The organism is Mesorhizobium australicum WSM2073, from assembly GCF_000230995.2.
GTDB lineage: Bacteria > Pseudomonadota > Alphaproteobacteria > Rhizobiales > Rhizobiaceae > Mesorhizobium > Mesorhizobium australicum.
In genome coordinates, this window is record NC_019973.1 from 84158 (window position 1) to 108129 (window position 23972).

Annotated in this window: 21 protein-coding genes and 1 tRNA gene; 16 read left to right on the plus strand and 6 right to left on the minus strand. The window is 65.3% G+C overall.

The features are described 5' to 3' along the window. Positions 1 to 19: 19 nt before the first annotated feature. The 10 genes from MESAU_RS00400 to MESAU_RS00445 all read left to right on the plus strand — a co-directional run bounded on the left by MESAU_RS00400 (position 20) and on the right by MESAU_RS00445 (position 6414). Positions 20 to 95, plus strand: a tRNA-Thr gene (locus MESAU_RS00400). A 307-nt stretch (positions 96 to 402) separates the two neighbouring features. Further along, entirely contained in the window at positions 403 to 612 is a 210-nt protein-coding gene (locus MESAU_RS29560) for a hypothetical protein (protein WP_015314065.1), read from the plus strand. A gap of 148 nt (positions 613 to 760) precedes the next feature. Continuing rightward, a complete protein-coding gene (locus MESAU_RS00410) occupies positions 761 to 949 on the plus strand; it encodes a YodC family protein (RefSeq protein ID WP_015314066.1) in 189 nt (62 codons plus the stop codon). Positions 950 to 1158: 209 nt separating this feature from the next. Then, positions 1159 to 1581, plus strand: a complete 423-nt coding sequence (locus MESAU_RS00415; RefSeq protein ID WP_015314067.1) for an EF-hand domain-containing protein — start codon at positions 1159 to 1161, stop codon at positions 1579 to 1581. Positions 1582 to 1626: 45 nt separating this feature from the next. Then, complete coding sequence (locus MESAU_RS00420) at positions 1627 to 2169, plus strand: RNA polymerase sigma factor (protein ID WP_015314068.1); 543 nt, start codon at positions 1627 to 1629, stop codon at positions 2167 to 2169. 26 nt (positions 2170 to 2195) lie between these two features. Further along, positions 2196 to 2648 (plus strand): hypothetical protein, encoded by a 453-nt coding sequence (locus MESAU_RS00425; RefSeq protein ID WP_015314069.1) that lies wholly within the window; start codon positions 2196 to 2198, stop codon positions 2646 to 2648. Continuing rightward, on the plus strand, positions 2645 to 3100 hold the full coding sequence (locus MESAU_RS00430) for a periplasmic heavy metal sensor (protein WP_015314070.1): 456 nt from the start codon (positions 2645 to 2647) through the stop codon (positions 3098 to 3100). The genes MESAU_RS00425 and MESAU_RS00430 overlap by 4 nt, the downstream gene beginning before the upstream one ends. A gap of 108 nt (positions 3101 to 3208) precedes the next feature. Next, positions 3209 to 3481 carry a GCG_CRPN prefix-to-repeats domain-containing protein gene (locus tag MESAU_RS00435; RefSeq protein ID WP_015314071.1) on the plus strand — a complete coding sequence of 91 codons (273 nt, stop codon included), beginning with the start codon at positions 3209 to 3211 and terminating at the stop codon, positions 3479 to 3481. Between the two features lie 118 nt (positions 3482 to 3599). After that, positions 3600 to 5129, plus strand: coding sequence for a DUF1800 domain-containing protein (locus tag MESAU_RS00440; RefSeq protein WP_015314072.1), 1530 nt, complete (start codon positions 3600 to 3602; stop codon positions 5127 to 5129). Between the two features lie 46 nt (positions 5130 to 5175). Beyond that, positions 5176 to 6414 carry a DUF1501 domain-containing protein gene (locus MESAU_RS00445; protein WP_015314073.1) on the plus strand — a complete coding sequence of 413 codons (1239 nt, stop codon included), beginning with the start codon at positions 5176 to 5178 and terminating at the stop codon, positions 6412 to 6414. Positions 6415 to 6467: 53 nt separating this feature from the next. Here MESAU_RS00445 and MESAU_RS00450 read toward each other — a convergent pair whose 3' ends face one another. The 6 genes from MESAU_RS00450 to MESAU_RS00475 all read right to left on the minus strand — a co-directional run bounded on the left by MESAU_RS00450 (position 6468) and on the right by MESAU_RS00475 (position 16983). Then, positions 6468 to 9878: an acyl-[ACP]--phospholipid O-acyltransferase gene (locus MESAU_RS00450; RefSeq protein WP_041163574.1), complete on the minus strand. Its 3411-nt coding sequence runs from the start codon at positions 9876 to 9878 to the stop codon at positions 6468 to 6470. Between the two features lie 346 nt (positions 9879 to 10224). Continuing rightward, complete coding sequence (locus MESAU_RS00455; RefSeq protein ID WP_015314075.1) at positions 10225 to 11802, minus strand: indolepyruvate oxidoreductase subunit beta family protein; 1578 nt, start codon at positions 11800 to 11802, stop codon at positions 10225 to 10227. Continuing rightward, positions 11795 to 13948: a thiamine pyrophosphate-dependent enzyme gene (locus tag MESAU_RS00460; RefSeq protein WP_015314076.1), complete on the minus strand. Its 2154-nt coding sequence runs from the start codon at positions 13946 to 13948 to the stop codon at positions 11795 to 11797. The genes MESAU_RS00455 and MESAU_RS00460 overlap by 8 nt, the downstream gene beginning before the upstream one ends. Positions 13949 to 13986: 38 nt before the next feature. Next, entirely contained in the window at positions 13987 to 14469 is a 483-nt protein-coding gene (locus MESAU_RS00465; protein WP_015314077.1) for a MarR family winged helix-turn-helix transcriptional regulator, read from the minus strand. Next, positions 14469 to 16040 (minus strand): phytoene desaturase family protein, encoded by a 1572-nt coding sequence (locus tag MESAU_RS00470; protein WP_015314078.1) that lies wholly within the window; start codon positions 16038 to 16040, stop codon positions 14469 to 14471. The genes MESAU_RS00465 and MESAU_RS00470 overlap by 1 nt, the downstream gene beginning before the upstream one ends. Before the next feature lie 151 nt (positions 16041 to 16191). Further along, a complete protein-coding gene (locus MESAU_RS00475; protein WP_015314079.1) occupies positions 16192 to 16983 on the minus strand; it encodes a cyclase family protein in 792 nt (263 codons plus the stop codon). Positions 16984 to 17101: 118 nt separating this feature from the next. On the opposite strand from MESAU_RS00475, the gene MESAU_RS00480 reads away from it, so the two are divergent. The 6 genes from MESAU_RS00480 to MESAU_RS00505 all read left to right on the plus strand — a co-directional run bounded on the left by MESAU_RS00480 (position 17102) and on the right by MESAU_RS00505 (position 23956). Next, entirely contained in the window at positions 17102 to 18676 is a 1575-nt protein-coding gene (locus tag MESAU_RS00480; protein WP_015314080.1) for a phytoene desaturase family protein, read from the plus strand. Between the two features lie 112 nt (positions 18677 to 18788). Next, on the plus strand, positions 18789 to 20318 hold the full coding sequence (locus MESAU_RS00485; protein ID WP_015314081.1) for an ABC transporter substrate-binding protein: 1530 nt from the start codon (positions 18789 to 18791) through the stop codon (positions 20316 to 20318). A gap of 88 nt (positions 20319 to 20406) precedes the next feature. Continuing rightward, entirely contained in the window at positions 20407 to 21414 is a 1008-nt protein-coding gene (locus MESAU_RS00490) for an ABC transporter permease (RefSeq protein WP_015314082.1), read from the plus strand. Further along, positions 21407 to 22255 (plus strand): ABC transporter permease, encoded by an 849-nt coding sequence (locus MESAU_RS00495; RefSeq protein ID WP_015314083.1) that lies wholly within the window; start codon positions 21407 to 21409, stop codon positions 22253 to 22255. Before MESAU_RS00490 ends, MESAU_RS00495 begins: the two co-directional genes overlap by 8 nt. Next, a complete protein-coding gene (locus tag MESAU_RS00500) occupies positions 22252 to 23130 on the plus strand; it encodes an ABC transporter ATP-binding protein (RefSeq protein ID WP_015314084.1) in 879 nt (292 codons plus the stop codon). The genes MESAU_RS00495 and MESAU_RS00500 overlap by 4 nt, the downstream gene beginning before the upstream one ends. Further along, positions 23123 to 23956, plus strand: a complete 834-nt coding sequence (locus MESAU_RS00505) for an ATP-binding cassette domain-containing protein (protein WP_015314085.1) — start codon at positions 23123 to 23125, stop codon at positions 23954 to 23956. The genes MESAU_RS00500 and MESAU_RS00505 overlap by 8 nt, the downstream gene beginning before the upstream one ends. Positions 23957 to 23972 lie beyond the last annotated feature (16 nt).

A 23972-nucleotide genomic window follows, 5' to 3' on the forward strand; every position in this document is an offset into this window, starting at 1 on the left:
GGAGGCCTTGGCCTCCCGGGCCGCTTTAGCTCAGTTGGTAGAGCACATCATTCGTAATGATGGGGTCAGGTGTTCGAGTCACCTAAGCGGCACCAGTTTTTCAAACCGATGGTCGAAGCTGCCTGGACGCGCGGAAGAGGCCCGAATCCCCGGCCGTTTGCGTTTGCCATGGATGCAAGGATCTGCCCGTCGATCGACAACAACTCGGGAGCGGTGCAGATCTGGCCGAAGACCCGCGAGGCAAGTCGCGACTTGCTCCGGGCTTGGAAAACTCGCGAAAGCGAGCAATCCGGGATTTTCAAATCTCAATAACAAATGATGGACCGCGCATTTCTATTTTTTTGGAACAGACACTTGGGTTGCACATTTCCTGCCGACAGTTCCATGACAGGAGGTTTTGAATTGCCAAGGCGTGTCGACAAGGAAAAGCTGGCAAGAGCGGACCGCGAGGCGAGGCTGGTGCTGGATGCCGAGCGTCACGCAAGGGACGCCAAGACAACCCGCCTGAGGGAGCAGAGACTGCAGCAGGAGGCATTGGCGGACAAGGCCCCGCCTGCGCGCCGACGGGAGCCGACTGGGAAGCCGGCCAGGCGTGTGATCGAGGTGGACTGACCTGTTGGGGGGTTGCCCGGTTCGCCCCGATGGCGCGTCAGCGATGTCTCCGCGTTGCCGCATAAGACAGTAGCCCAGAAGACCCATATGCCATTGTCGGGACCCCCGTTTTGGTATGAAATGTCGGGTGTCAGCATGGGAGGTCCAAATGCCCAACACTTTCAAGACCGGAGACGTCGTCAAGCTGAGGTCGGGAGGCCCGAAGATGACGGTCAGCGACGGCGCCGCTTCCGGCATGTATCTGTGCCACTGGTTCAACAAAGACGGCGACGTGTGGACCCCCCAGCATGCCGGCTTCAAATCGGATCAGTTGATAGCCGCCGACCAATCGACGTAATTCCCGCCTTCGCCAACGAGCCGGCCCGGCGCAATTCAGATGCGCCGGACGAGGTGTTCTGCCGTACCCTGGGCCGCCAAGGTCCATCATCGCCGGCAAGCGGCGTGATAGGCATGGCGACCGACGGATTTCTGCGATCACGACGTTTAACGGTTGAAGCATGACCATGGCATCGGGCCATGGCAATGCGCCAACCGGAGACGTGAAGCATGATACGCCGTCCGATCCTTGCCGCTGCCCTGAGCCTGCTGACCACCGCGGCTCTGGCCCAGACAGGGACACAGCCACCGGCCGCCACACCGCCCGCCGCGACTTCGTCGGCCGCCAAGTCCGACATCACGCTGGCCAAGTTCCAGAAACGGCGAGAGAAGGCGATCATGGCCGCCGACACGGACGGCGACGGCAAGATCAGCCTGCTGGAATGGGAGGCCTTTCAGGCCAAGCGCAACGTCAAGGGCGATCCCGCCAAATCCTTCGCGCGCATTGATTCCAACCATGACGGCTTCATCGACCGGGCCGAGCTCGATGCGTTCTTCGCCAAGCGCTTTGCCAGGCTGGACAAGAATGGCGACGGCATTCTGACGGGCGACGAGATGCCGGGCCACAAATCCGCTCCCAAGCCGGAGCAATGACCAAGAGGCTATGACGCATGATGGACATTGGGTGTGCGCCAACCCATGAGCCCCGACCCGGACGAGGAGCTGGTTCGCCGGGTCGGCACCGGCGACCCCGCGGCGGTGCGGACGCTCGTCGCGCGCAAGCTGCCGCGCATCCTTTCGCTGGCCGCGCGCATGCTCGGCGATGCGGCGGAGGCCGAGGACGTCGCGCAGGAAACCTTTATGCGCATCTGGCGTCACGCATCGGGCTGGCGGCGCGGCAACGCACGCTTCGACAGCTGGATCCACCGGGTGACGCTAAACCTTTGTTACGACCGGCTGCGCCGGCGCCGCGAGCTGGTGACCGACGAGCTGCCGGACATTGTCGATCCCGCCCCGCTTCCCGATGCCCATCCCGGCAAGGAGGCGCATCGGGTCGAGCAGGCCTTGCAGGCAATCGCGCCGCGCCAGCGCGAGGCGATCCTCCTGGTCTACTATCAGGAGATGTCCAACATAGAGGCGGCCGCGATCCTGGAGATCAGCGTCGATGCCCTGGAAAGCCTGCTTTCGCGCGGCCGGCGGGCGCTGCAGGTGATCCTGGCCAAGGATAGTGTCGATGAATGAGAAAGCCGCGATCAAAGGACAGACCGATGTCTGATGGGTCCAGGAACGAACCGGCAATGGATGCCGAGCGCTTTGCGGCTCTGGCGGCGGCCTATGGCGGCGACTTGCGGCGGTGGCCGCAGGCCAACCGCACGACCGGCGCGACGTTCGCAAGGACCGAGATGGGCGCGGCCATATTGGGGCAGGCAGGCAAACTCGACGCCTTGCTCGACAGCTATGACGTCATGGCGCCTGGCGCGGCACTGCACGGCGGCATCCTGCGAATGGCCGACCGGCTGCTCGTCCAGCGCCGGCGCCGACGGGCCTGGTGGCTGGGTCTTGGACTCGCCGGCATCGGCATGGCCGGCGCCATCGCCGGATTGGCCCTGGTGAGCGTCGTCACGCCAGAGTTTCAGCCCGACCGCTATGTGCTCGATGCCAATGCGACGGCGTTCGGCGATGCCGGGTCCGATGGCGAGACGATCGAGGAGGACCTATGAGCACGCGCCGCAACCTCGTGATCGCATCCGTGGCGCTGAATGTCTTCCTGGCCGGCGCGCTTGCGGGCGGAGCCGTCTGGATAAGAAGCGGCAAGCCCGGCCAGGGTTATTCGCTGGAAGCCGCCGGGAGCCGGCTTCCCCACCAGGAACGCGTGCTGTTTCGAAAGGCGCTGCGCGACGTGCGGCGCGAATCCCGCCAGGTCATCCTCGATGGCCAGCAGGCCAGGCGCGAGGCAGCCGACCTGCTGCGCCAGCCGGTCCTCGACACGACGGCCCTGTCGGCCGCGCTGGAAAGGGCGCGCAATGCCGATATCACCGTGCGCACACGGCTTGAGCAGCGCATCGTCGAGTTCGCGACGGCGGGTTCGGCCGCGGATCGCGCCGTGCTCGCGGACGGGCTGGCCAGGCGGGCCGGGCCGCCACCGACGGCAGAGCCAAAAAAATCGCCGTGACCGCCGACGGAAAACGACCGCAAGGCCGTTTAACCAGAGGAAGGGCAGCCTGCCGGACCAATCGGTACGCACAGGTTTTCATTCTCGGAGAACATTCGGAGTAACGTCATGAACCGTCTGACACAGTATGCGGCGGCAGCCGTCCTCGCCTTCACCGGAACCGTCGCGACCTCCGCCGCCATGCCGATGGTGGCGCAGCCGGCCGCCCCGGCGCTGATCGAGCACGTGGCCTGGGGTTGCGGGCCTGGATGGCATCCCAATCACTGGGGGCGCTGCGTTCCCAACCGTGTCGTGGTGTATCCGCGCTACCGCTATTGGCACCGCCCGGCCTACTACGGCTGGCATCCGCACCGCCACTGGCACCGCTGGCACCGCTGGTAAGCGCGCGGGAGGGCCGGGCGGCATCCGCCTGCCCGGCCGCCTATCCCCGGTTTGCGCTGGGGAAACAGCCGATCGGGCGTCGCGCGCCTCGCGTGAGATCCAACGATGGAGCGTTGACATGGCTGTCGCGACCAAAGTGCCCATGACGCCAGATCCCGCCCTGCCAGATCCCGCCCTGCCAGATTCCGCCTTGATAGTCTTCAATCGCTTCGGCCTTGGAGCCCGGCCGGGTGATCGCGAAAGACTGGCCGGCGACCCTCGCGGTTATCTCAAGGCGGAGCTGCGGCGGCCCGACGTCGCCATGATATCGCTCGACGATCCCGCCTATGCCGACCTCAAGGGGAGCACGCCGGCCATCCAGGCCAGCATGGCGGCAAATCTCCAGCGCAAGCGGGACCGGCAGCGGATGGCGACGGAGCAGCCGCCAGCGGCCACGTCGGCCGCGGCTTCGGTCATGCCTCCACCCGCCGCACCGGTCATGTCGCCGCCCGTCGCCCCGGCCGCGGCCGCGGCCAAACCCGCCGCTGTGCCGCCTGTCGAGGTTATGTTGTTCCGGGCCGAGGCACAGGCGCGCTTCGACAAGGCAATGCAGGCAGAGGCCGGCTTCGTCGAGCGCCTGGTCTATTTCTGGTCGAACCATTTCTGCGTCTCCGTCGCCAAGGACAACATCGTGCGCGCCAGCGCCGGGGCGTTCGAACGGGAGGCCATCCGGCCTTTCGTGCTCGGGCGCTTCGCCGACATGCTCATGGCGGTGGAGCGGCATCCGGCCATGCTGTTCTATCTCGACAACCAGCAGTCGATCGGCCCGGACTCCCGCGCCGGCAAGAACCGCCAGCGCGGCCTCAACGAGAACCTCGCCCGCGAAATCCTGGAACTGCACACGCTCGGTGTCGGCAGCGGCTACAGCCAAGCCGACGTGACCAGCTTCGCGCGCATCCTGACCGGCTGGATGATGGCCGGACGGGAAGGACGGCTGGGCGAACCCGGCAGTTCCGTTTTCAACGCCAATGCGCATGAGCCGGGTGACGCGGTGCTGCTCGGCAAGACCTATCCGGCTGGCGGCATGGGCCAGGCCCAGGCCGCGCTCAATGACATCGCCCGTCATCCGGCGACCGCGCAACACATCGCCACGCAACTTGCCCGCCATTTCATAGCCGACGACCCGCCGTCGGCGGCGGTCGCCCGCCTCGCCAAGGTGTTCACCAGGAGCGACGGCAATCTCAGGGCACTGGCGGCGGCGCTCGTCGACATGCCGGAAGCGTGGTCGACGCCATTGGCCAAGATGCGCTCGCCGTTCGACTATATCGCGGCCATCCGCCGAGCGGCCGGCCCTGGTCCGACGAACGACCCTGGCCAGTCGCTCAACTGGCTCAACGCGCTGGGCGAGCCGCTCTGGCGGCCGCCGGGACCGAACGGCTTTTCCGACCAGGCGGACAGCTGGGCATCGGCGGAAGGCATGAAGACCCGCCTCGACATCGCATGGCAGGCCGCCTGGCAAGTGAAGGACATCGGCAACCCCAACGGCATGCTCGACGCGGTCATCGGTCCCTCCGCCTCGCCCGAAACACGCCAAGCGATCGCCCGCGCCGAGTCCAAACAGCAAGGCCTGGCGCTTCTGCTGATGGCGCCCGAATTCCAGCGACGATAGATCGAACGATAGGTCCGGCGTCGACAACTCCCATGGAGACGAAGTCATGAGCCTGCTGTGCGAAACCCCTCACCCTTCCCGCCGCGCCGTGCTGACGACCGGCGGCGCGCTGTTTGCCTGGTCCTATCTGCCGCGCTTCGCCCGTGCCGCCGACAACCGCGACCCGCGCCTGATCGTCATCGTGCTGCGCGGTGCGCTGGACGGCCTGTCGACCGTCGGTCCGGTCGGCGATCCCGACTATGCCGGCCTGCATGGCGACATCGCCCTGTCGCTCACCGGCCCGCACGCGGCACTGCCGCTCGATGCTTTCTTCGCGGTCAATCCGGCGATGCCGGTGTTTGCGCGGCTGTTCAAGAACAAGCAGGCGGCTGTCGTGCACGCCGCCGCGACCGGCTATCGCGAGCGCTCGCATTTCGATGGCCAGGATGTGCTGGAAAGCGGCTTTGCCGGTCCCGGCCATGTCGCCACCGGCTGGCTCAATCGGGCGCTGGAGAACCTGCCGGCGGGCGACCGCGTGGCGACGCTCGGCGGCCTGGCCGTCGGACCGTCGACGCCGCTGGTGATCCGTGGCGCGGCTCCCGTGCTCGGCTGGGCGCCGCAATCGCTGCCGGCGCCGGCCGGCGACCTCGCGGCGCGCGTTCTCGATCTCTACCAGCATCGCGATCCGGTTCTGGCCGTCGCGCTGCAAAAAGGTCTCGACGCCGATCGCATGGCGCTTGACGACCAGATGGGCGCCAAGACGATGAAGCCGAAAGGCGGCCTCGACAGCGCCGCCGGCATGCGGCAGGCCGCGCAAGGCGCCGCCAGGCTGATCGCCGCCGATGACGGGCCGCGTGTCGCGGCACTCGCCTTCGATGGCTGGGACACGCATGTCAACGAAGGCGGCGCGACCGGCCGCCTCGCCAGCCTGCTCGGCGGCCTCGACGGTGCCTTCGAGGAATTCAAAAAAGGTCTCGGCGAGCGCTGGAAGGATACGGCAATCGTCACCATCACCGAATTCGGCCGCACCGCGCGGGTCAACGGCACGGTCGGCACCGACCACGGCACCGGCACCGTGGTGCTGCTCGCCGGAGGCGCCATCAAGGGCGGCCGCGTCATCGCCGACTGGCCGGGGCTGAAGCCCGCGCAACTTTACCAGCAGCGCGACCTTGCGCCGACCAGCGACGTGAGGGCGGTGCTGAAAGGCCTGCTCGCCGACCAGTTCGGACTTTCGGCCTCGGTGCTCGGCGAGAAAGTGTTTCCGGACTCAGGTGCGGTGAAGCCGATGACGAACCTGATCGCCTGAAGGCTGGCGGCGCCGCGTCTCCTACCGTGGCGCCGTCTCGCTGTCGCCGGCGATCAGGCGGCCTCGACCTTGGCTGCCTGCAAGGCTTCGCCGCGTACCAGCCTGGTTACGCCGACGAAGTCGATCTTGCCCGAGCCAAGCACCGGCACATGCGCCACGACGCGCACTTCAGCCGGCACCATCAGGTCCATGGCGCCGTTTGCCTTGGCGAACGCCAGAAACTCGGCGCGCGTCGCTTTCTCGGCCTCGGTGATGAGAACGAGTTTTTCACCCTTGCGCGGGTCCGGTACGGTCGCGACCGCCGAGAGCGAACCTTTCCACAGCTCGCCCGCCAGAGCTTCCACCGCAGCCAGCGAAATCATCTCGCCGCCGATCTTGGCGAAACGCTTGGCACGGCCGCGAATGCTGACGAAACCGGCATCGTCGATGCTGACGATGTCGCCGGTGTCGTGCCATCCATCTTGCAGCGGTTCGAGCACACCCGGCTTTTCGGCCCTGAGATAGCCCGCCATGACGTTGGGGCCGCGCACAAACAGCCGTCCACCGCCCTCGACGCCGATCACCGGTTCCAGACGATATTCCATGCCGGGCATGATTTTTCCGACCGTGCCCGATTTGTTGTACATCGGCGTGTTGATGGAGATCACCGGCGCCGTCTCGGTAACGCCGTAGCCTTCGAGAATGCGCAGGCCGAACTTCTCCATGTAGGTTTCGCGGGTCGAGGCCTTGACCGGCTCCGCACCGGAAAAGCAATAGCGCACCGAGCGGAAATCATAGGGATGCGCTGTACGCGCATAGCCGCTGAGGAAGGTATCTGTGCCGAAGATGATCGTCGCATTCGAGGCATAGACCAGTTCCGGCACGATGCGGTAGTGCAGCGGCGACGGGTAGAAATAGACCGGAACGCCGGACACCAAGGGCAGCACCGTGCCCGCCGTCAGGCCGAAGGAATGGAAGATCGGCAGAACGTTGAACACCTTGTCGCCCGAATGGAAATCGATGCGCGAGGCGGCTTGCGCGGCGTTGGCCAGGATGTTGCGGTGGGTGAGCACGACGCCCTTCGGCGTCCCTTCGGAGCCCGAGGTGAACAGGATCACGGCCGGGTCGGTGGCCTTGCGGGCAACCCTGGGCGTACTCTTGCGCAGCAGGCCGAGCAGCTTGTCCTTGAGGCCGATGGTCGCGCGCAAATCATCGAGCCAGACGATGTCGAGCGAGCGGCCGATCTCCTCGACGATCGCGCCAAGCTTGGCCTGCTCGACAAAGGCCCGCGAGGTCAGAATGGTGGTTACCTGCGCCGCCTTGCAAGCGGACAGGATGTTGGCGGCACCGGCGGTGAAGTTGATCATCGCGGGGACCTTGCCGGCGGAGATGACGCCGAGCAGCGCTGCACAGGCGCCATTGGCGTTGGGCAGCATGATGCCGAGCGTGTCCTGTCCGGCATAGAGCATTTCGAACTTCTCGCCGAGCACGGCGACAGCCGTGAGCAGCTTGCCGTAGCTCAGCGAACCGGCGACCGGATCCTGCACGGCAAGTTGCTTCATGCCGCGCTCGGTCGCCGTCTCGATGATCCTTCCGAGCACGGTCTTGTCGATATGCTGGGTGCGGAAGACGAGGTCGGACATCACCTGGTAGAGCGCGGCGCCGGCGGCGGCGCGCCGCTTGCGTCCCTTCAGCTCGTCGTCGACCTTGAGCCTGACCGGCGGCAGTATGGTCACCTTGACCTTCGGGAACAGGCGGCGGCGCACGTGCTGTGCCGTCAGCCGTGAGAAGGGGCTTTTCTCCAGCCCCTCGATGCGGATCGGCACCACCATCGAGCCGGTCTTGTCGGCCACCATGGCGGCACCGTCATAGACCTTCATCAGCCCGCCCGTGACGGTGATGCGGCCCTCGGGGAAGATGACCAGCGGGTCGCCGTTCTGCACGATCTTGATCAGCGTGCGTGTCGACATCGGCTTGGACGGATTGAGCGGCAGCGCGCGGGTCAGCTTTAAAAACGGCTTCATCCACCAGGCCTGCGCAATGGTGTAGTCGATGGCGAAGACCGGCTCCTCATTGGTCAGCGTCAGAGCCAGCGGTCCATCGAGGAAGCTGACATGGTTCAGTGCTAGGATGGGTGCCGGGCCCGCGGCCTTGAGATTGTCCAGGCCTTCGACTTCCAGCCGATGGAAGGCGCGGAAAAGAATGGAGACAAAATCGCGGAAGGCATTGGTCGGCAGGTATTTCAGCATCAGCCAGGCGGCGACGGCATTGGCCAGGGCGAGGCCGAACAGGATGCCTCCCGTCGAGACGCCGGCTGCCTGGATGATGGCGACGAGCAAGCCGCCGACGGTCATGAAGCCGGCGTTGACGATACTGACCGCGGCGACGACCCGGGCGCGGCGCGCCTCCGGCGACCAGGCCTGCACGGCGGCAAAGGTCGGCACTACAAGGAAGGCGCTGGAAATGGCCATGCCGGCGAGGTCGATCGCAACACGGATCGTGTTTGGCCCGGCGAAGAAGAGGCCAAGGGTTTCGGATCTGGGCGAAGGCTGCATGCTCCAGATGGTCCATGCGAGCTCGAGGCCGAACAGCGCCAGCAGCGCCGTGCCGACCGGTGCGGGCAAGAGCACGATGCGTCCCTGCGACATCCACGCGGCGATTGCCGAGCCAATGGCGATCGAGATAGCGAACACCGCGAGATAGGCGGTGACCGCGATCTCGCCACCGCCGAGCTGATCCTTGACCAGCGTCGGCAGGATCGAAAGCACAATGGCGCCGATCAGCCAGAACCAGGACGTCATCAGGCCGGCGCGCCAGATCCGTGAGTCCGTGCGCAATTCGCTGACCTGGCGCCAGGTCGAGCGAAAGACATTCCTGTCGATGACGAGGTCGGGCGCCGCGGACCCGGTTGAAGGGATGTAGCAGCTGACGAACCAGCAGCCGACGGCGAGGATCATCATGATCGGCCCGAAGACCGAGACGCCGATGCCATCGGCCGAGACCACGCCCCCGGCGATGGTGCCGCCGAGGATGGCGGCGAAAGTCGCCGACTCGATCCAGGCGTTGGCGCCCGGCAATTCCTTGCGTTCGAGGTGATCGGGCAGGATGCCGTATTTGATCGGCCCGAACAGCGCCGAGATGATGCCGAACATCAACAGCGCGGTCATCAGCACGGGGATGGAGGACAGCGCGATGCCGACGACCGCCACGGCAGCGGCGCCGATCTCGGCAAATTTCAGCCGGCGTGCGATGAGCGCCTTGTCGAAGCGATCGGCGATCTCGCCGCCCAGCGCCGACAGGAGCAGGAATGGAGCCATGAACACGGCGCCGGCCAAAGTGACCAGCGAGGCCGCCTGATCGGCGGCAAGTGTGAAGAGGATCAGGAACACCAGCGTGTTCTTGAGGAAATTGTCGTTGAAGGCGGACAGGAACTGCGTCCAGAAAAGTGGCGCGAAGCGCCGCGAAAGCATGAGATGCGTGTTCATGGCGATTTCCATTTGACGGAACCCTTCGACAGTGTGCCGATAGGCCCTGCGGGTTGCAGGCGCTGTTCAGTTTCAGTGATAGTCCTGAGCTGGTTAAACTTCCTTGCTGCGCTGTTGCCCATCCGCGGCTTTCGACCGCTGCGAAATGAACGTCGTTCACAATCGCACTCTATCACGCCTTGAACGTCGTTCAAGGGGAAAAATGAACAGCGTTCACCAACCGGTTGGTGGTCCGAATGTCGAAACCAGCCCTCGCAGGATCGAGGGCGCCACGGGGTGACCCTCCGAGGCTTCGAGCATACCAACGGGGCCGGTGCCCCGGTGAAGTCTGTCGGGACGTGCCGGCTCAGTTGCCCGTTGCCGGACCCAAGGTCGCCACGGTCTTCAGCGCGCCGTCGAGCATGTCGCCCTTCTCGTCCTTCAGCGCCGCCTCGCGCAGGCGGCGGATCCAGTCGGCGGCGTCGTCCCTGCCCTCGAGCAGATCAAGCGCCGACAGCACGCGGTCGAATTTCGAGTGGGCGCGCACATGCGTGTCGCTGTAGCCCTTGATCAGCCGGCGGCAATTGAGGATTTCGACGGCAAGCGCGTAATCCGCCGGCACGTAACCAAGCGCGAGCGTGTACCATTGGTCAAGATGCGCGGTCTCGACCTTGTGGCGCAGCAGGCGGCGGCGCCAGCGGCGCAGGCCGCCGATGAACCACAAAGCGGCGAAGCCGGCAAAGCTGTCGGTGCGGATGCGGCGGCCCCGGTTGATGCGGCGGTCGAGGAAGGCTGCCAATTTCGGCCGGTCCTCGATGTAGCTGCCCAGCCTCGCCGGCAGCGTGCCGCAGAACTCCTCGATGCGCGGATGGAAGTACTCGGTCACTTGCAGGACCGAACCGTCCTTGACGCCAACCTCCTTGCGCACCCGCCTGGCGCGGGTCGAGCGCGTCTTCAAATCGGCGACGCGGATCATGTCGTCATAACACATGGCGTTGGCCAGATGCTTGGCGGCCGCGATTGACAGCGCATGGGTTGGATCCACGCTGTCAATCACGACGGCCTTGTCCAGCCGGTCGAGATATTCGCGCCCATAGGCGATGTCCTGATAGTCGACGACCTTTCTCAGGCCCCTGAGCGCCATGTCGCGCACCGCCACCGGCAGCAGGTCGATGCGAGCGGCAAGCGCCTGCCATCCCTGCAGCAGGTTTCGCGGCCCACTCACATGTCCCGCACCCAAGGCAGATTCGACAATCGCCGGCTCCGCCAGGTTCGCCGTCGGCGCCGCCGTGCCGCGCGCACGATCATACGCGGCCGCGAAAGCGGCGAGGCTGGCCTTGACGCCACGGCCGCCGGTGCCAATCGCCTGCTCGTAGCTTTCACGGGTAAACGGCAGCGCGTCGGAGCCGGCCAGCGCGCCAAGCAGGCTGGCCGAGATCATCGAGCCGTTGTCGGCGGCGATCTTTTCCATGTCGAAAGCGATGAAGCGCTTCGATGCGGCCTCGGCCGTGGCGTGGACTTTGGACGACGAAGCGCGGCCATCACCCGGTTCGATCTTTTCCGACACGGCGGCGATGCGGTGCGAGGAAGCGATCAGCGTCGTGCGGTTGGGGGTGACGAAGCCCCTGATGATGGCTCGGCCGGCTTCCATCAATTCGGCAGCGATCAGGATATCGACATCGCCCTGCGAGGGCGACAGCGCGAAGACCGGCAGGCGGCCGGTGTCGCGGGCCATTTCGATATAGTAGATGGTGGCGCCGGTGCGCTGCGCGACGCCGGCGACCGAGGTCGATTGCGCGACAAAGCCATTGCGCTCGGCGACGTCGGTGATCCAGTCGGCGAGCACGCCGCCGCCCTGGCCGCCGACGGCCAGAACGGCGAGCTTGATCACCGGCTCATCGGCAGCACCGGACCGGGGGCGCGAGGAAGGAACAGGATCAAGCATCGGCGAATATCAGGCGCCGGCCTTCGCGCCGCCTCTGCAGAAAGCCGATCGTCGCGCGGCGCGCCGTCTCCAGGAAGCGGTCCCAGCGGCTTGGATTGTGCACGACGTCGGCGCGGTAGAAGGACGGGCACAGCACCGCGGCATCGGCGACCTCGCCGCAATTGCCGCAGCCGACGCAGTTCTGGTCGATCGACGCGACCGGATCGTCGCGCAACGGATCGTCGAGCGACTTGACCGACAGCGATGGGCAGCCGGAGAGCCGCATGCAAGCATGGTCGCCGGTGCAGATGTCCTCGTCGACGCCAAATTTCGGCTTGACGACACGCTCGCCGCCTTTGATCGCCTTGTCGACCAGCGGCTTTTCGCGGCGCTGGCGATTGAGCATGCATTCCGACGAAGCAACGATGACTTTTGGCCCCTTCTCGTCCGTCGTCAGCGCCTCGCGCAGCGTGTCCTGCATCTTGCCGACATCGTAGGTGCGGTCGACATGGCGCAGCCATTTTACGCCCATGCCTTTCACCGCCTCGGTGATCGGATGCTTGGTCGACTTGGTCTTGTTGCCCGCGCGCGACGACAGGATGTCCTGCCCGCCAGTGGCGGCCGAGTAAAAATTATCGACGATGACGATGACGCCATCATTCTTGTTGAACACCGCATTGCCTATCGATGAGGTCAGGCCGTTGTGCCAGAAGCCGCCGTCGCCGACGAAGGAGATCGAGCGGCGCTTGGCATCGGGCGAGTTGAACGCCGAGGCCGAGGCTGGTCCGAGTCCGTAGCCCATGGTGGTGGCGCCGAGTTCGAAGGGCGGCATGATCGAGAACAGATGGCAGCCGATGTCAGAAGCGATGTGGTGCTTGCCGAGTTCCTGCTCGACCAGCTTGGTCGCGGCGAAGATCGGCCGCTCCGGGCAGCCAATGCAGAAACCGGGCGGTCGTCCTGGAACGACATTGATCAGGTCCGCCGTGTCGACGCCGTCGCCGACCTTGTTGGGTGCGCGCACTTCGCCCGGCAGCAGATGCGGGGCCTCGGCGCGCAGGAAGGCGCCGATACCGTCGAGCATGACCTGGCCGGTATATTCCCCAGCCATCGGCAGGTGCTCCTTGCCGACCAGCCTGGTGCCGCGCCCGGCCTTGTGCAGCATCGCGGCAAAGGCCTGTTCGATGTAGTTGGGCTGGCCCTCCTCGACGACGAGCACCGCCTGCTTGCCTTCGCAGAAGACGAGGAATTCGTCGTCGATCAGGGGATAGACGGCGTTGAGCACATAGAGCGGCACGTCGGTCTCGCCATAGGTGTCGGCAAGGCCGAGCCGCTGCAGCGCACGAATGACTGAATTGTACATGCCGCCCTGCATGACGATGCCGACGGAGCCATGGTCCGAGCCGAAGAACTCGTTGATCTTGTTCCTGGCGATGAAATCCACCGCCGCCGGCCAGCGCTTTTGCACTTTCTCCTTTTCGTGCAGGAAGGAGGCGGGCGGCAGCACGATACGGCCGGTGTCGCGGCGCGGTGCTTCGAGCGCATCGGCGACCGTCATCGGCGGACGCTTGTTGTCCTTGGCGATGAAATGGCCATGCACGTGGCAGCAGCGGATGCGCACCTGCAGCATGACCGGTGTGTTGGAGATTTCCGACAGTTCGAAGCCATCCTCCACCGCCTTGACGATGGACGGCAGGTTGGGACGCGGATCGAGCAGCCAGACCTGGCTCTTCATGGCGAAGGCATGGCTGCGCTCCTGCATGATCGAGGAGCCCTCGCCATAATCCTCGCCGACGATGATCAGCGCTCCGCCGGTGACGCCGCCGGACGCGAGGTTGGCCAGCGCGTCTGAAGCCACATTGGTGCCGACGGTCGACTTGAACGTCGCCGCGCCCCGGATCGGGTAATGCACCGAAGCGGCGAGCATGGCGGTGGCGGTGGCTTCCGAGGCGCTGGCCTCGAAATGCACGCCGAGTTCGCCCAGAATGTCCTGCGCGTCGGCCAGCACGTCCATCAGATGGCTGATCGGCGCGCCCTGGTAGCCGCCGACATAGCCGACGCCGCACTGCAGCAGCGCCTTGGTGATGGCGAGGATGCCCTCGCCGGCGAATTCCTCGCCGGCGCCAAGCCTCAGTTTTTCGACTTCCTTGGCAAAAGACCGTTCGGCCATGTCTGCCTCCTTCCGTTGCCGCCGACAGCTGGCGGCGCCTAGATGTCGTGCTTGCGAATGTTTTTGAGCATCTTCAAAAGCGTTGCGATGAGTGCTGCATATTCGGCGTCGTCGATATCGTCGAACATCGCCTCGAAGGCGTCATGCATGGCCGGCCAGGCGCGGGTGAACTCGGCGCGGCCGTCGTCGGTCAGGAACACGTGGCGGATGCGGCTGTCGGTGACGCCTTGCTCGCGCCGCACGAAGCCCTGGCCCTCCAGCGTGTCGAGCGTGCGGCTCAGGGTAGACTGCTCGATGACCGTATAGACCGAGAGGTCATTGACGGTGACGCCATCGGTGACCGACAGCACCGCCAGCGTGCGCACCTGCGAAATGGTCAGGCCCTGCTTGCGGAAGTCGTCACGCAAGGTGGCGTTGTAGCGGCCCATGATGCGGTTCATCAGATAGGGCGCGAATTGCTGCAGGCCGATCTGGCCGAGGGTGGAAATGCGCTGGCGTTTTTCGACGACCTTCTGTTCCATCACAGCCTCCCTGCCAGCAGGAAGCCGGAGCCACCGCCGAGGCCCGCACCGGGATGGGTCGAGGCGCCGATATGGTAGAGGCCCTTGACGCCGGTCTGATGGTTGCGGCTGGTCTTGAACGGCCGCCACAGGAACGACTGGTCGACAACAGAGGAGCCGCCGTAAGGGTCGCCGCCGACCAGGTTGATGTTCATCGCCTCGAGATCGGCCGGCGAATAGGCGCGGCGCGCGATCACGCTGTCCTTGAAGCCGTCGATATGGCCGGCGAGTATCGCTTCAGCGCGATCGGCATAGGCCTCGCGCAGCGCCTCGGTCCATAGTCCGTCGGCAGGCGCATCGAGCTTGCCGGCGGCGTCGCCCTTGATGTAGCGGGGCGCCTCGGGGAGTTGCAGCCACAGGATCGCCTGGCCTTCCGGACAGCGTGATGGGTCGAGCGCGTGCGGCTGGCCGACGCAGATGGTCGGCACCTCCGGCAGCATGCCGCGCGCCGCCTCGTTGCAGGCTTTCGAAACGCCATCCAGTCCGGGCGTCAGATGCAGCAGCGCCACCTTGTCGAGGCCCTCGCCGCGCCAGGACGGCGGCTTGGTCAGCGCGTAATGGATCTGGAAATTGCCCTTGCCATAGCGGTATTTCCGCGTCGCTTCGAAGTCGTCCTTCGAAGCGTCCTTGCCGAGCAGACGGCCGTAAAGCTGCGTCGGCGTGACCGAGCAGATGACGCTCTTGTTCGCCGTGATCGTTTCGCCCGACGCCAGCCGCACACCGGCTGCGCGGCCACCCGCCTGGACGACCGAAGCGACGTCGGCGCCGGTGCGGATGTCGCCGCCGCGTTCCCTGATCAGCGCTTCGAAGGCGGCAAGCAGGTTCTTCGCCCCGCCCTTGACGATCGGCGCACCGGCAGCCTCCAGCGCGAAGGCGATCACCTTGGCGATCTGGCCGGAAAACGCATCTTCCGGGCCAAGCCCGGCATGCAGCACCCAGGGCGCCCAGAGCGCCCTGACGGTCTCGGACCGATAGCTGCTCTCCAGCCAGCCGCGCGCCGGCACCAGCGCTTCGCCAAGAAAGGCGGCTAGGCCACGCGGACCACGCCGCCAGGTATTGCCGGCCAGCAGCTTCGCCGTCGGGTATGACCAAAGCGCGCCGCCGAGCAGACCGAACAGCAGGCCGGCATTGCGCTCGATGCCGCCGACATCTTCCGCATGCCGGTCACCGTCGCCGGCCGCGATCGCGTTGAGGGCAGCGACATTGGCGGCGCGGTCAGTGGTGAGCACGGCATGGCTGCCGTCGGGCATGAGCACGCCGGTCGGCGTGCTGGTGTGGCAGAATTCCAGCCCGTGCCGGGCGAGGTCGCCGCCCAATGCTGCAAAGGCCGGCGAGGTGATGAACAGCACGAAGGTCGTCGCCATCACGTCGTGGACAAAGCCCGGCGCGGTGATCTCCTCGGTGCGCATGCAACCGCCGATACGGTCGTTGCGCTCCAACACGAGCACCTTGGCGCCCTTGTCGCCGAGCATTGCGGCGCAGACCAGCGCGTTGATGCCGCTGCCGACGATGATGTGATCGGGGGCGGTCATCGAGGGGTGCTCCCCCGCTTTGGTGGATGATGTTCAATTGCGCGCGGTAGCGTGCCTTGACGTAGAGCGGCAACCTCACAAGGTTGCCGCGCCCACTTCGTCATCGCGGTACCATTCGCAGCCATGATCTTCTCCCGAAGACCGCCTCGCTCTATCTCCCCGCCACCAGCGCCAGCGCGCGGATCGGGCTGCCGGTGCCGTGCTCGATCTTGAGCGGCGCCGCGATCAGGATGGCGCCTTTCGGCGGCAGCTGGTCGAGATTGCAGAGGCTGGCCAGGCCGTAGCGGTTGGCCTTGTGCATTAGCGTGTGGGCCGGGAATGGCGGCTCCATGCCGCCGGCCTTGCCGGCATCGGTGCCGATCGTCTCCGAGCCCCAGCCCTTGATGTCCTTGCCGATCAGGAACTGGATTGCTTCCGCCGTCGGGCCGGGCGTGTGCGGGCCGGTCTCGTTGGCGTTGAGGAACTCGGCTTCCGAGCCGTTGCGCTTGTACCAGTCGGTGCGCATCACCACCCACTCGCCGGCATTGATCGCGCCATGCTTGGCCTCCCAGGCCTTGATGTGGTCGACGGTGAGCAGGAAATCGTGATCGGCGGCGGCCTCTTTCGAACAGTCGATGACATTGACCGGCCCGATGAAATTCTGCGCCGGAATGGTATCGGTGGCGCCGTCCGGATAATCCTTGCCGCTGATCCAATGCTGTGGCGCGTCGAAATGCGTGCCAGAATGCTCGCCGAGCTTCAGCCAGTTCCACGCCCACCATGGACCGTTCTTGTCATAGCGAGAGATCGAGTGGATCTCGACCTTCGGCGTGTCGACGGCAAGCTCCGGCGGCAGCTTGATCAGCGGTGTGTCGGGCCCGAGCGGCGCCGTCAGGTCGACCACCTTAATGGCGCCGGAAAGAAGCTGGCCGGCAACTTCGCCGAGGAGTTTCTGGGTATCCATGGTCTCTGTTCCCTCTTGTCTGACATGATCAAGGCTCGTCTCGGCCCTTAATATCCTACTAGACGAAAACATATGCATCTGCAATTATCTTTAAGCATAAAGGAAATGGGAACGGGGCGTGAGCGAGTTCGACGCCATCTTTGTCGGGGCGGGCCACAACACTCTGGCATGCGCCGCGCATCTGGCGCTCAAGGGTTGGAAAACCGGGGTTTTCGAGCGCAATACAACAATCGGTGGAGCCGTCCAGACCCGCGAATTCACGCTTCCGGGCTTCCGCCACGATCTCGGTGCGATGAATCTGAGCCTGTTCGCCGGCTCCGCCTTCCACCGGAAATATGCAAATGAATTGAAAGCGCAGGGGCTGGAATTCGCGCCTGTCGCCGACTGTTTCGCCAGCGCCTTTCCGGACGGTCGCTGGTTCGGCGTCAGCAACGACCTGGAAAAGACCGCCGGCCGCATGGCGGCCTTTTCAGCCGCCGATGCCGCGACGTGGCGCAGGCTGATTGCCGCTTTCCCAGCCGAGGCCGAGCATTTGTTCAAGCTGCTGGGCTCGCCGATGAGCGCCCGGGCGCTTGCAAGCACCGCCTGGAACCTGTGGCGCAAAAAAGGTGTTTCCGGCGCGCTCGACACCGGCCGGCTGTTGCTGTCGTCGCCGCGTGCCTGGCTGGAGGAAAATTTCGAGTCTCCACACATCAGGGCGACGCTCGCCACCTGGGGCATGCATCTCGACTTCGCGCCCGACATCGCCGGCGGCGCGGTGTTCCCCTATCTGGAATCGATGGCCAACCAGAGTTTTGGCATGGTGCTGGGCAAGGGTGGCGCCGACACGATCATCCGGGCGCTGGCCGGCATTGTCACATCGGCCGGCGGCAGGATCGTCACCGGCGCCGATGTCGCCGAGATAACCGTCTCCGGTGGCAAGGCGACCGGTGTGCGGCTTGCTTCCGGCGAGACGCATACGGCCACCAAGGCGGTGATTGCCGGCGTCACGCCCAAGGCGCTGGCCGGCAAGTTGCTGCCGGTCGGTTCGGGCGACGCCGGCTTCGACATGGCGATGCAAAAATTCCGCCATGCGCCGGGCACGATGATGATCCACCTGGCGCTGGACGACCTGCCGGACTGGCGCGCCGGGGCAGAGCTTCGACAGTTCGCCTATGTGCATCTGGCGCCATCGCTCGAGCAGATGTCGCGCACCTATCAGCAGGCGATGGCGGGCGTGCTGCCGGACGAGCCGGTGCTGGTCGTCGGCCAACCGACGGCGGTCGATCCGTCGCGCGCGCCTCAAGGCAAACATGTTCTGTGGGTGCAGGTGCGCATGCTGCCCGCCGAAATCGCGGGCGACGCCTCGGCCAGGATCGCACTAGCGCATTGGGACCAGGTCAAGGAGGCCTATGCCGACCGCGTGCTCGACATCATCGAGACCTACGCACCTAGGCTGCGTGCGAAGATCCTCGGCCGCGCCGTGTTTTCGCCGATCGACCTCGAGCGCGAGAACCCGAACCTCGTCGGCGGCGACCAGGTCTGCGGCAGCCATCATCTGGCGCAGAACTTCTTGTTCCGTCCGGCGCGCGGCTATGCCGGCTGGGACACGCCGATCAGCAATCTGCATCTCACCGGCGCCGCGACATGGCCCGGTGCCGGCACGGGTGCCGCCTCGGGCTTCATGCTCGCGCAACAGCTTGGCGGGAGGTAGGCCAGACGATTTCATGAAGGCGACGAGAGGCAAGCGCTGCTGCCGACGAAGCCCGAACCAATGACCGGACGAAGCCGCGCAAAAGACAAATAAACCAACAAGGGGAACGACCATGACAATCAACAGACGCGAATTACTGGGATACAGTGCCGCGGCACTTGGTGTGGCCGCTGTCGGCCTGCCCAAGATGGCCAATGCCGCCGCCGGCGAGTTGACCATCGCCTATAATGTCAACCTGCCGTCCTGGGACCCGACCACCGGACCGTCGGCCGTCAACCCGACCATCCAGGGCCTCTACCAGTCGGTGTTCGACCAGTTCATCCCGCAGAAGCCGGACCTGTCCTTCGCGCCGGGCCTGCTCACCGAATGGGGCTGGAACGAGGACCGCACCAAGATCATGATGACGGTGCGCGAGGGTGTAACCTGGCATGACGGCTCGCCGTTCACGCCCGAGGACGTGGTCTGGTCGTTGCAGCGGGCGGGCGATGAAAAGACCGGCAACCCGATCCAGTTCGTGTGGAAGAACGTCAACAATTTCAAGATCGACGGCAACAAGATCACGGGCGATGTCGTGCAGTTCGACCCGGTCTATTTCAAATGGATGTCGTTCCTCACCGGCTACATCATGCCGAAGGCCTATTACGAGAAGGTCGGTGCCGAAGGTTTCGAGAAGGCTCCGATAGGAACCGGCCCCTACATGGTCGAGAAGTTCGAACGCAACGCCTTCCTGCGGCTCAAGGCCAATCCGAAATACTGGGGCGGCAAGCCGGCATTCGAGAACGTGACGATCAAATTCGTCACCGACGCGGCGAGCCGTGTCGCCGAGATCGAATCCGGTTCCTCGCAGGTGACGCTCGAAATCCCCTATGAAGAGTACGACCGGCTGATCGCCAAGGACGGGCTTGCCGGGTCGATCAAGAATGTTTCCGACATCGGCATGATCTTCTTCAACGACATCGAAGCGATGCTGGACAAGAACGTGCGCCAGGCAGCCGTCATGGCGGTCGACAAGGAGCTTCTGGTCAAGCGGCTGCTGCGCGGCTACGGCCAGCCGCTCGCCACGCTGGAAACGCCGGAATACGCGGCCTACGATGCCTCGATCAAGGTCGAGCACAATCCGGAAAAGGCCAAGGAGCTGCTGGCGGCTTCAGGCTATTCGCCGGAAAAGCCGGTCAAGTTCACCATCCAGACGACCAAGGGCTTCAAGCCCAAGGACTATGAAATGATCCAGGCGATCGTCGGCATGTGGCGCAAGGTCGGCATCGAGGCCACGATCGAGGTCTACGAGATCGCCAAGCACTACGAACTGCGCGCCGCCGACAAGCTGGCGCCGGCGGCCTTCTACAATTGGGGCAACGCCATTGGCGACCCGACCACGTCGACCGGCTTTGCCATGTATGGGCCGAGCCCGCATTCGGTCTGGGACAGCCAGGACCTGATCGACATGATCAACCCGCTGTGGGGAGAGAAGGACGAGACCAAGCGCATCGCCGGGTGGAAGGCGGTCGATAAATACATCGCCGAGCAGGCCTACGTGCTGCCGCTTATGCAGTATGCGCAACCGATCGTGCATGCGAAGGGCGTCAAGGTGGTGCAGCATATTTCCGGCGCGCTGCTGCCGGCCCTGATGACCCCGGCCTGATATCAGCCTGGGCTTACCGCGCGCCGTCCATAGCGACGGCGCGCATTTCTACACGCATATGAGCCTGCGGGCTCCTGCAAAGATTTACATGCTCCTGCAACGATTCCTGATCCGTCTGCTGACGATGCTGATCACGCTGTTCGGCGTGGCCGTCGTCGTATTCGTGGTCATCCGCGTCGCGCCCGGCGATCCGATCGCCATGATGTTGCCGCCCGGCGCCACCAATGACGACATCGCCCGTCTGCGTGCGCTCTATGGGCTCGACAAGACGATCGTGCAGCAGTTCTTCATCTGGCTGTCCGGCGTCGTCAAAGGCGATTTCGGCACCTCGATCTCGCTGCGGCAAGACGTGCTTGGCCTCGTCTTCAACCGGCTGCCGGTAACGCTGGAGCTTGCCATCGTCGCGCTCATCATGGCGGTGGCGATCGGCGGCACGACGGCGATCCTGGGCGCGCGCGAGCGCGGCACGGCGGTCGAGGCCGGCATCGACATCGCCAGCGGTGCCGCGCTTTCCATCCCCGATTTTCTCTGGGGCCTGGTGCTGATCCTGTTGTTCGGCGTGCTGGTGCCGATCTTCGACATTTCCGGCCGCGTGTCGCCGCAGCTCGACCTGCCCTTCGTCACCCAGTTCTACTTCTTCGAGAGCCTGCTTCGGCTGCGCTTCGACCTCACCTGGGACCTCTTGAAGCACATGCTGATGCCAGCCATGGCGCTGGCGCTGCCGCTCGCGGCCATCATCGCACAGCTACTGAAGCAGTCGCTGAAGGAGGTGCTCGACCTCGACTATGTCGTGCTGGCGCGGGTCAAGGGGTTTTCGGAAACGCAGGTCATCTTGCGCGAGGCGCTGAAGAACGCCGCGCTGCCGACGCTGACGCTCATCGGCGTGCAGTTCACCTTCCTCATCGGCGGCACCGTCATCGTCGAGCGGCTGTTCTCCTATGAGGGCCTCGGCAACATGGCGATCGACGCCGTCATCAACCGCGACCTGCCGCTGATCCAGGGCATCGTGCTGGTCTTCGCGCTGCTGTTCGTGCTGATCAACCTCGCCGTCGACATGATGTATGCGCTGCTCAATCCGAGGCTGCGCCATGGATGAGGCACGCATCATCAGGCGCGGATCGAGCCCGAGGCTGTGGCTCGCCGGCGGCTGGCTGCTGCTGGCGCTGCTGGCCGCGATCTTCGCGCCGCTGGTCGCGCCGCAGGATCCGCTGGCGCAGGATTTGATGCTGGAACGTCTGCCGCCGTTCTGGCTCGATGGCGCCGAGCCGGGCTATTGGCTCGGCACCGACAGCCTCGGCCGCGACCTGCTCTCGCGCCTGATCTTCGGCGGCCGCATCGCCTTCAACGTTGCTTTCGCGGCGGCCATCGCCGCCTGCGTGGTGGGCTCCACATTAGGGCTGGTCGCGGGCTATTTCGGCGGCTGGGCGGACCGCATCATCTCGCGCATCGTCGACATCTGGATGGCCTTCCCGCCGGTGCTGTTCGCCATCCTCCTGGTCGCCGTGCTCGGCACGGGCTTGAGCTCCGTCATCCTCGCCATCGCCATCATCGACTGGACGCGTTTCTGCCGGGTGATCCGCGCCGAGGCGATGGGGCAGTCGCGCATGGACTATGTCGAGAATGCCCGTATCGCCGGCTATGGCCGCTTCGGCATCATGCTGCGCGAAGTGCTGCCCAATGTGGTACCGTCGATCGTGGCGCTGCTGTCGCTGGAGATGGGCATCGCCGTCATCGTCGAGGCGATCCTGTCCTTCGTCAATCTGTCGATCTCGACCGACGATCCGACCTGGGGCGGCATCATCGCCGAGGGCCGGCTGTCGATCCATCAGGCCTGGTGGGTGCTGGTGTTTCCGCTAATCACGCTGATCCTCACCGTGCTGTCATTCAGCCAGTTCGGCGAGGCGCTGAAGACGCGTTTCGATCCGGTGCTGCGATGAGCGCCTGTCTCGAGATAAATAATCTAAGCGCGGTGCTGGCCAACGGCCAGCGCGTGCTGCGCTCGGTATCGCTCTCGGTACAACCCGGCGAGGTCCGCGCGCTTGTCGGCGAAAGCGGCGCCGGCAAGACGATGATCGGCAAGGCGGTGCTTGGTGTGTTGCCGTCGAGCGTGCGCATCGTCGAAGGCTACATGAGACTCGAGGGCGAAGACCTCGGCAAACTCCCGCCAAAAGCGCGGCGCACGCTGATCGGCGCGCGCACGGCGCTGATCCCGCAGGATCCGCTGACCGCACTCAACCCCTCGCGCCGCATCGGCCCCCAGATGACCGACCGTCTGGTGCGCATTCTCGGCTGGAGCGGAGACAAGGCCGATCGGCGTATCCGGCAGTTGCTTGATGAGGTGCAGATCCGCGACCCCGACCGCGTGCTGAAGAGCTATCCGCACGAATTGTCCGGCGGCATGCGCCAGCGCGTGCTGATTGCCGCCGCCTTCGCAGCCGAGCCACGGCTGATCGTCGCCGACGAGCCGACCACGGCCCTCGACGTCACCGTGCAGAAGCAGATCCTGCGGCTCATCGCTGCGTTGCAGCGCGAACATGGCACCGCGATCCTGTTCGTCACCCACGATCTCGGCGTCGTCGCCAAGATCAGCCAGAAAGTCTCGGTGCTCTATGCCGGCAAGGTGGTGGAAGAGGCCGAAACGGCTGCTCTCTTCGCCGCCCCGCAGCACCCTTATACGCGGGCGCTGATGGCCGCCACGCCGCGCTACACCGATCCCCTCGCCTCGCTTAAGCCGGTGGACGAGACGGTGTTGGCAGGGCTTGCCGCCGAGATCGCCGCGGCCGACCAGGGTTGGAGGCAACCTCATGGCTGAGCCGCTGTTTTCCGTGCGCGGGCTGAAGGTGGCGCTGCCCGACATGACGCGCAAGCCGCTGATCGGCCGCGCGCCTTTGGCCGAGATCCTGAAGGGTCTCGATTTCGACCTGCCGAGGGGCTCGGTGACCGGCATCGTCGGCGAATCCGGATCCGGCAAGTCGATGCTCGGCCGTGCCCTGGTGCGACTGCTGGAGCCGAGCGCCGGCAGCATCAGCTTCGACGGCCGCGACATCACGCATCTGCGGGAGACGGAGTTGCGGCCCCTGCGCCGCGATCTGCAGATGATCTTCCAGGATCCGATGTCGTCGCTCAATCCGCGCCGCACCATCGCCAGCATCATCGCCGCGCCGCTCAAGCAAAATGGACTTGGCGACAATCTCAGGGATCGTGTCGCCGAAGCGCTGCAGCGGGTCGGCCTGCCGCAGAGCTTTGCCAGCCGCTACCGGCACGAACTGTCGGGCGGCCAACGCCAGCGCGTCGGCATTGCCCGCGCGCTGGCGCTGTCGCCGAAATTCGTGCTGGCCGACGAGATCGTCTCCGGCCTCGACGTCTCGACGCAGGCGCAGATCCTGACCCTGCTGGAGAAGCTTGCCGCGGAGATGGGCCTGACGGTCGCCTTCATCAGCCACGATCTGTCGGTCATCCGGCGGCTGTGCCGGCAGGTGATCGTCATGCGCGAAGGCAGCATCGTGGAAGCGAGCGCCACGGACGCGCTGTTCGACATGCCGCGGCAGAGCTACACGCGCGACCTGCTCGCCGCCATTCCGCTGCCGGAAATCGATCCGGACTGGCTGAACATCCCAACGGCAAGGGTCCCGACATGAAAACAACCGCACGCCG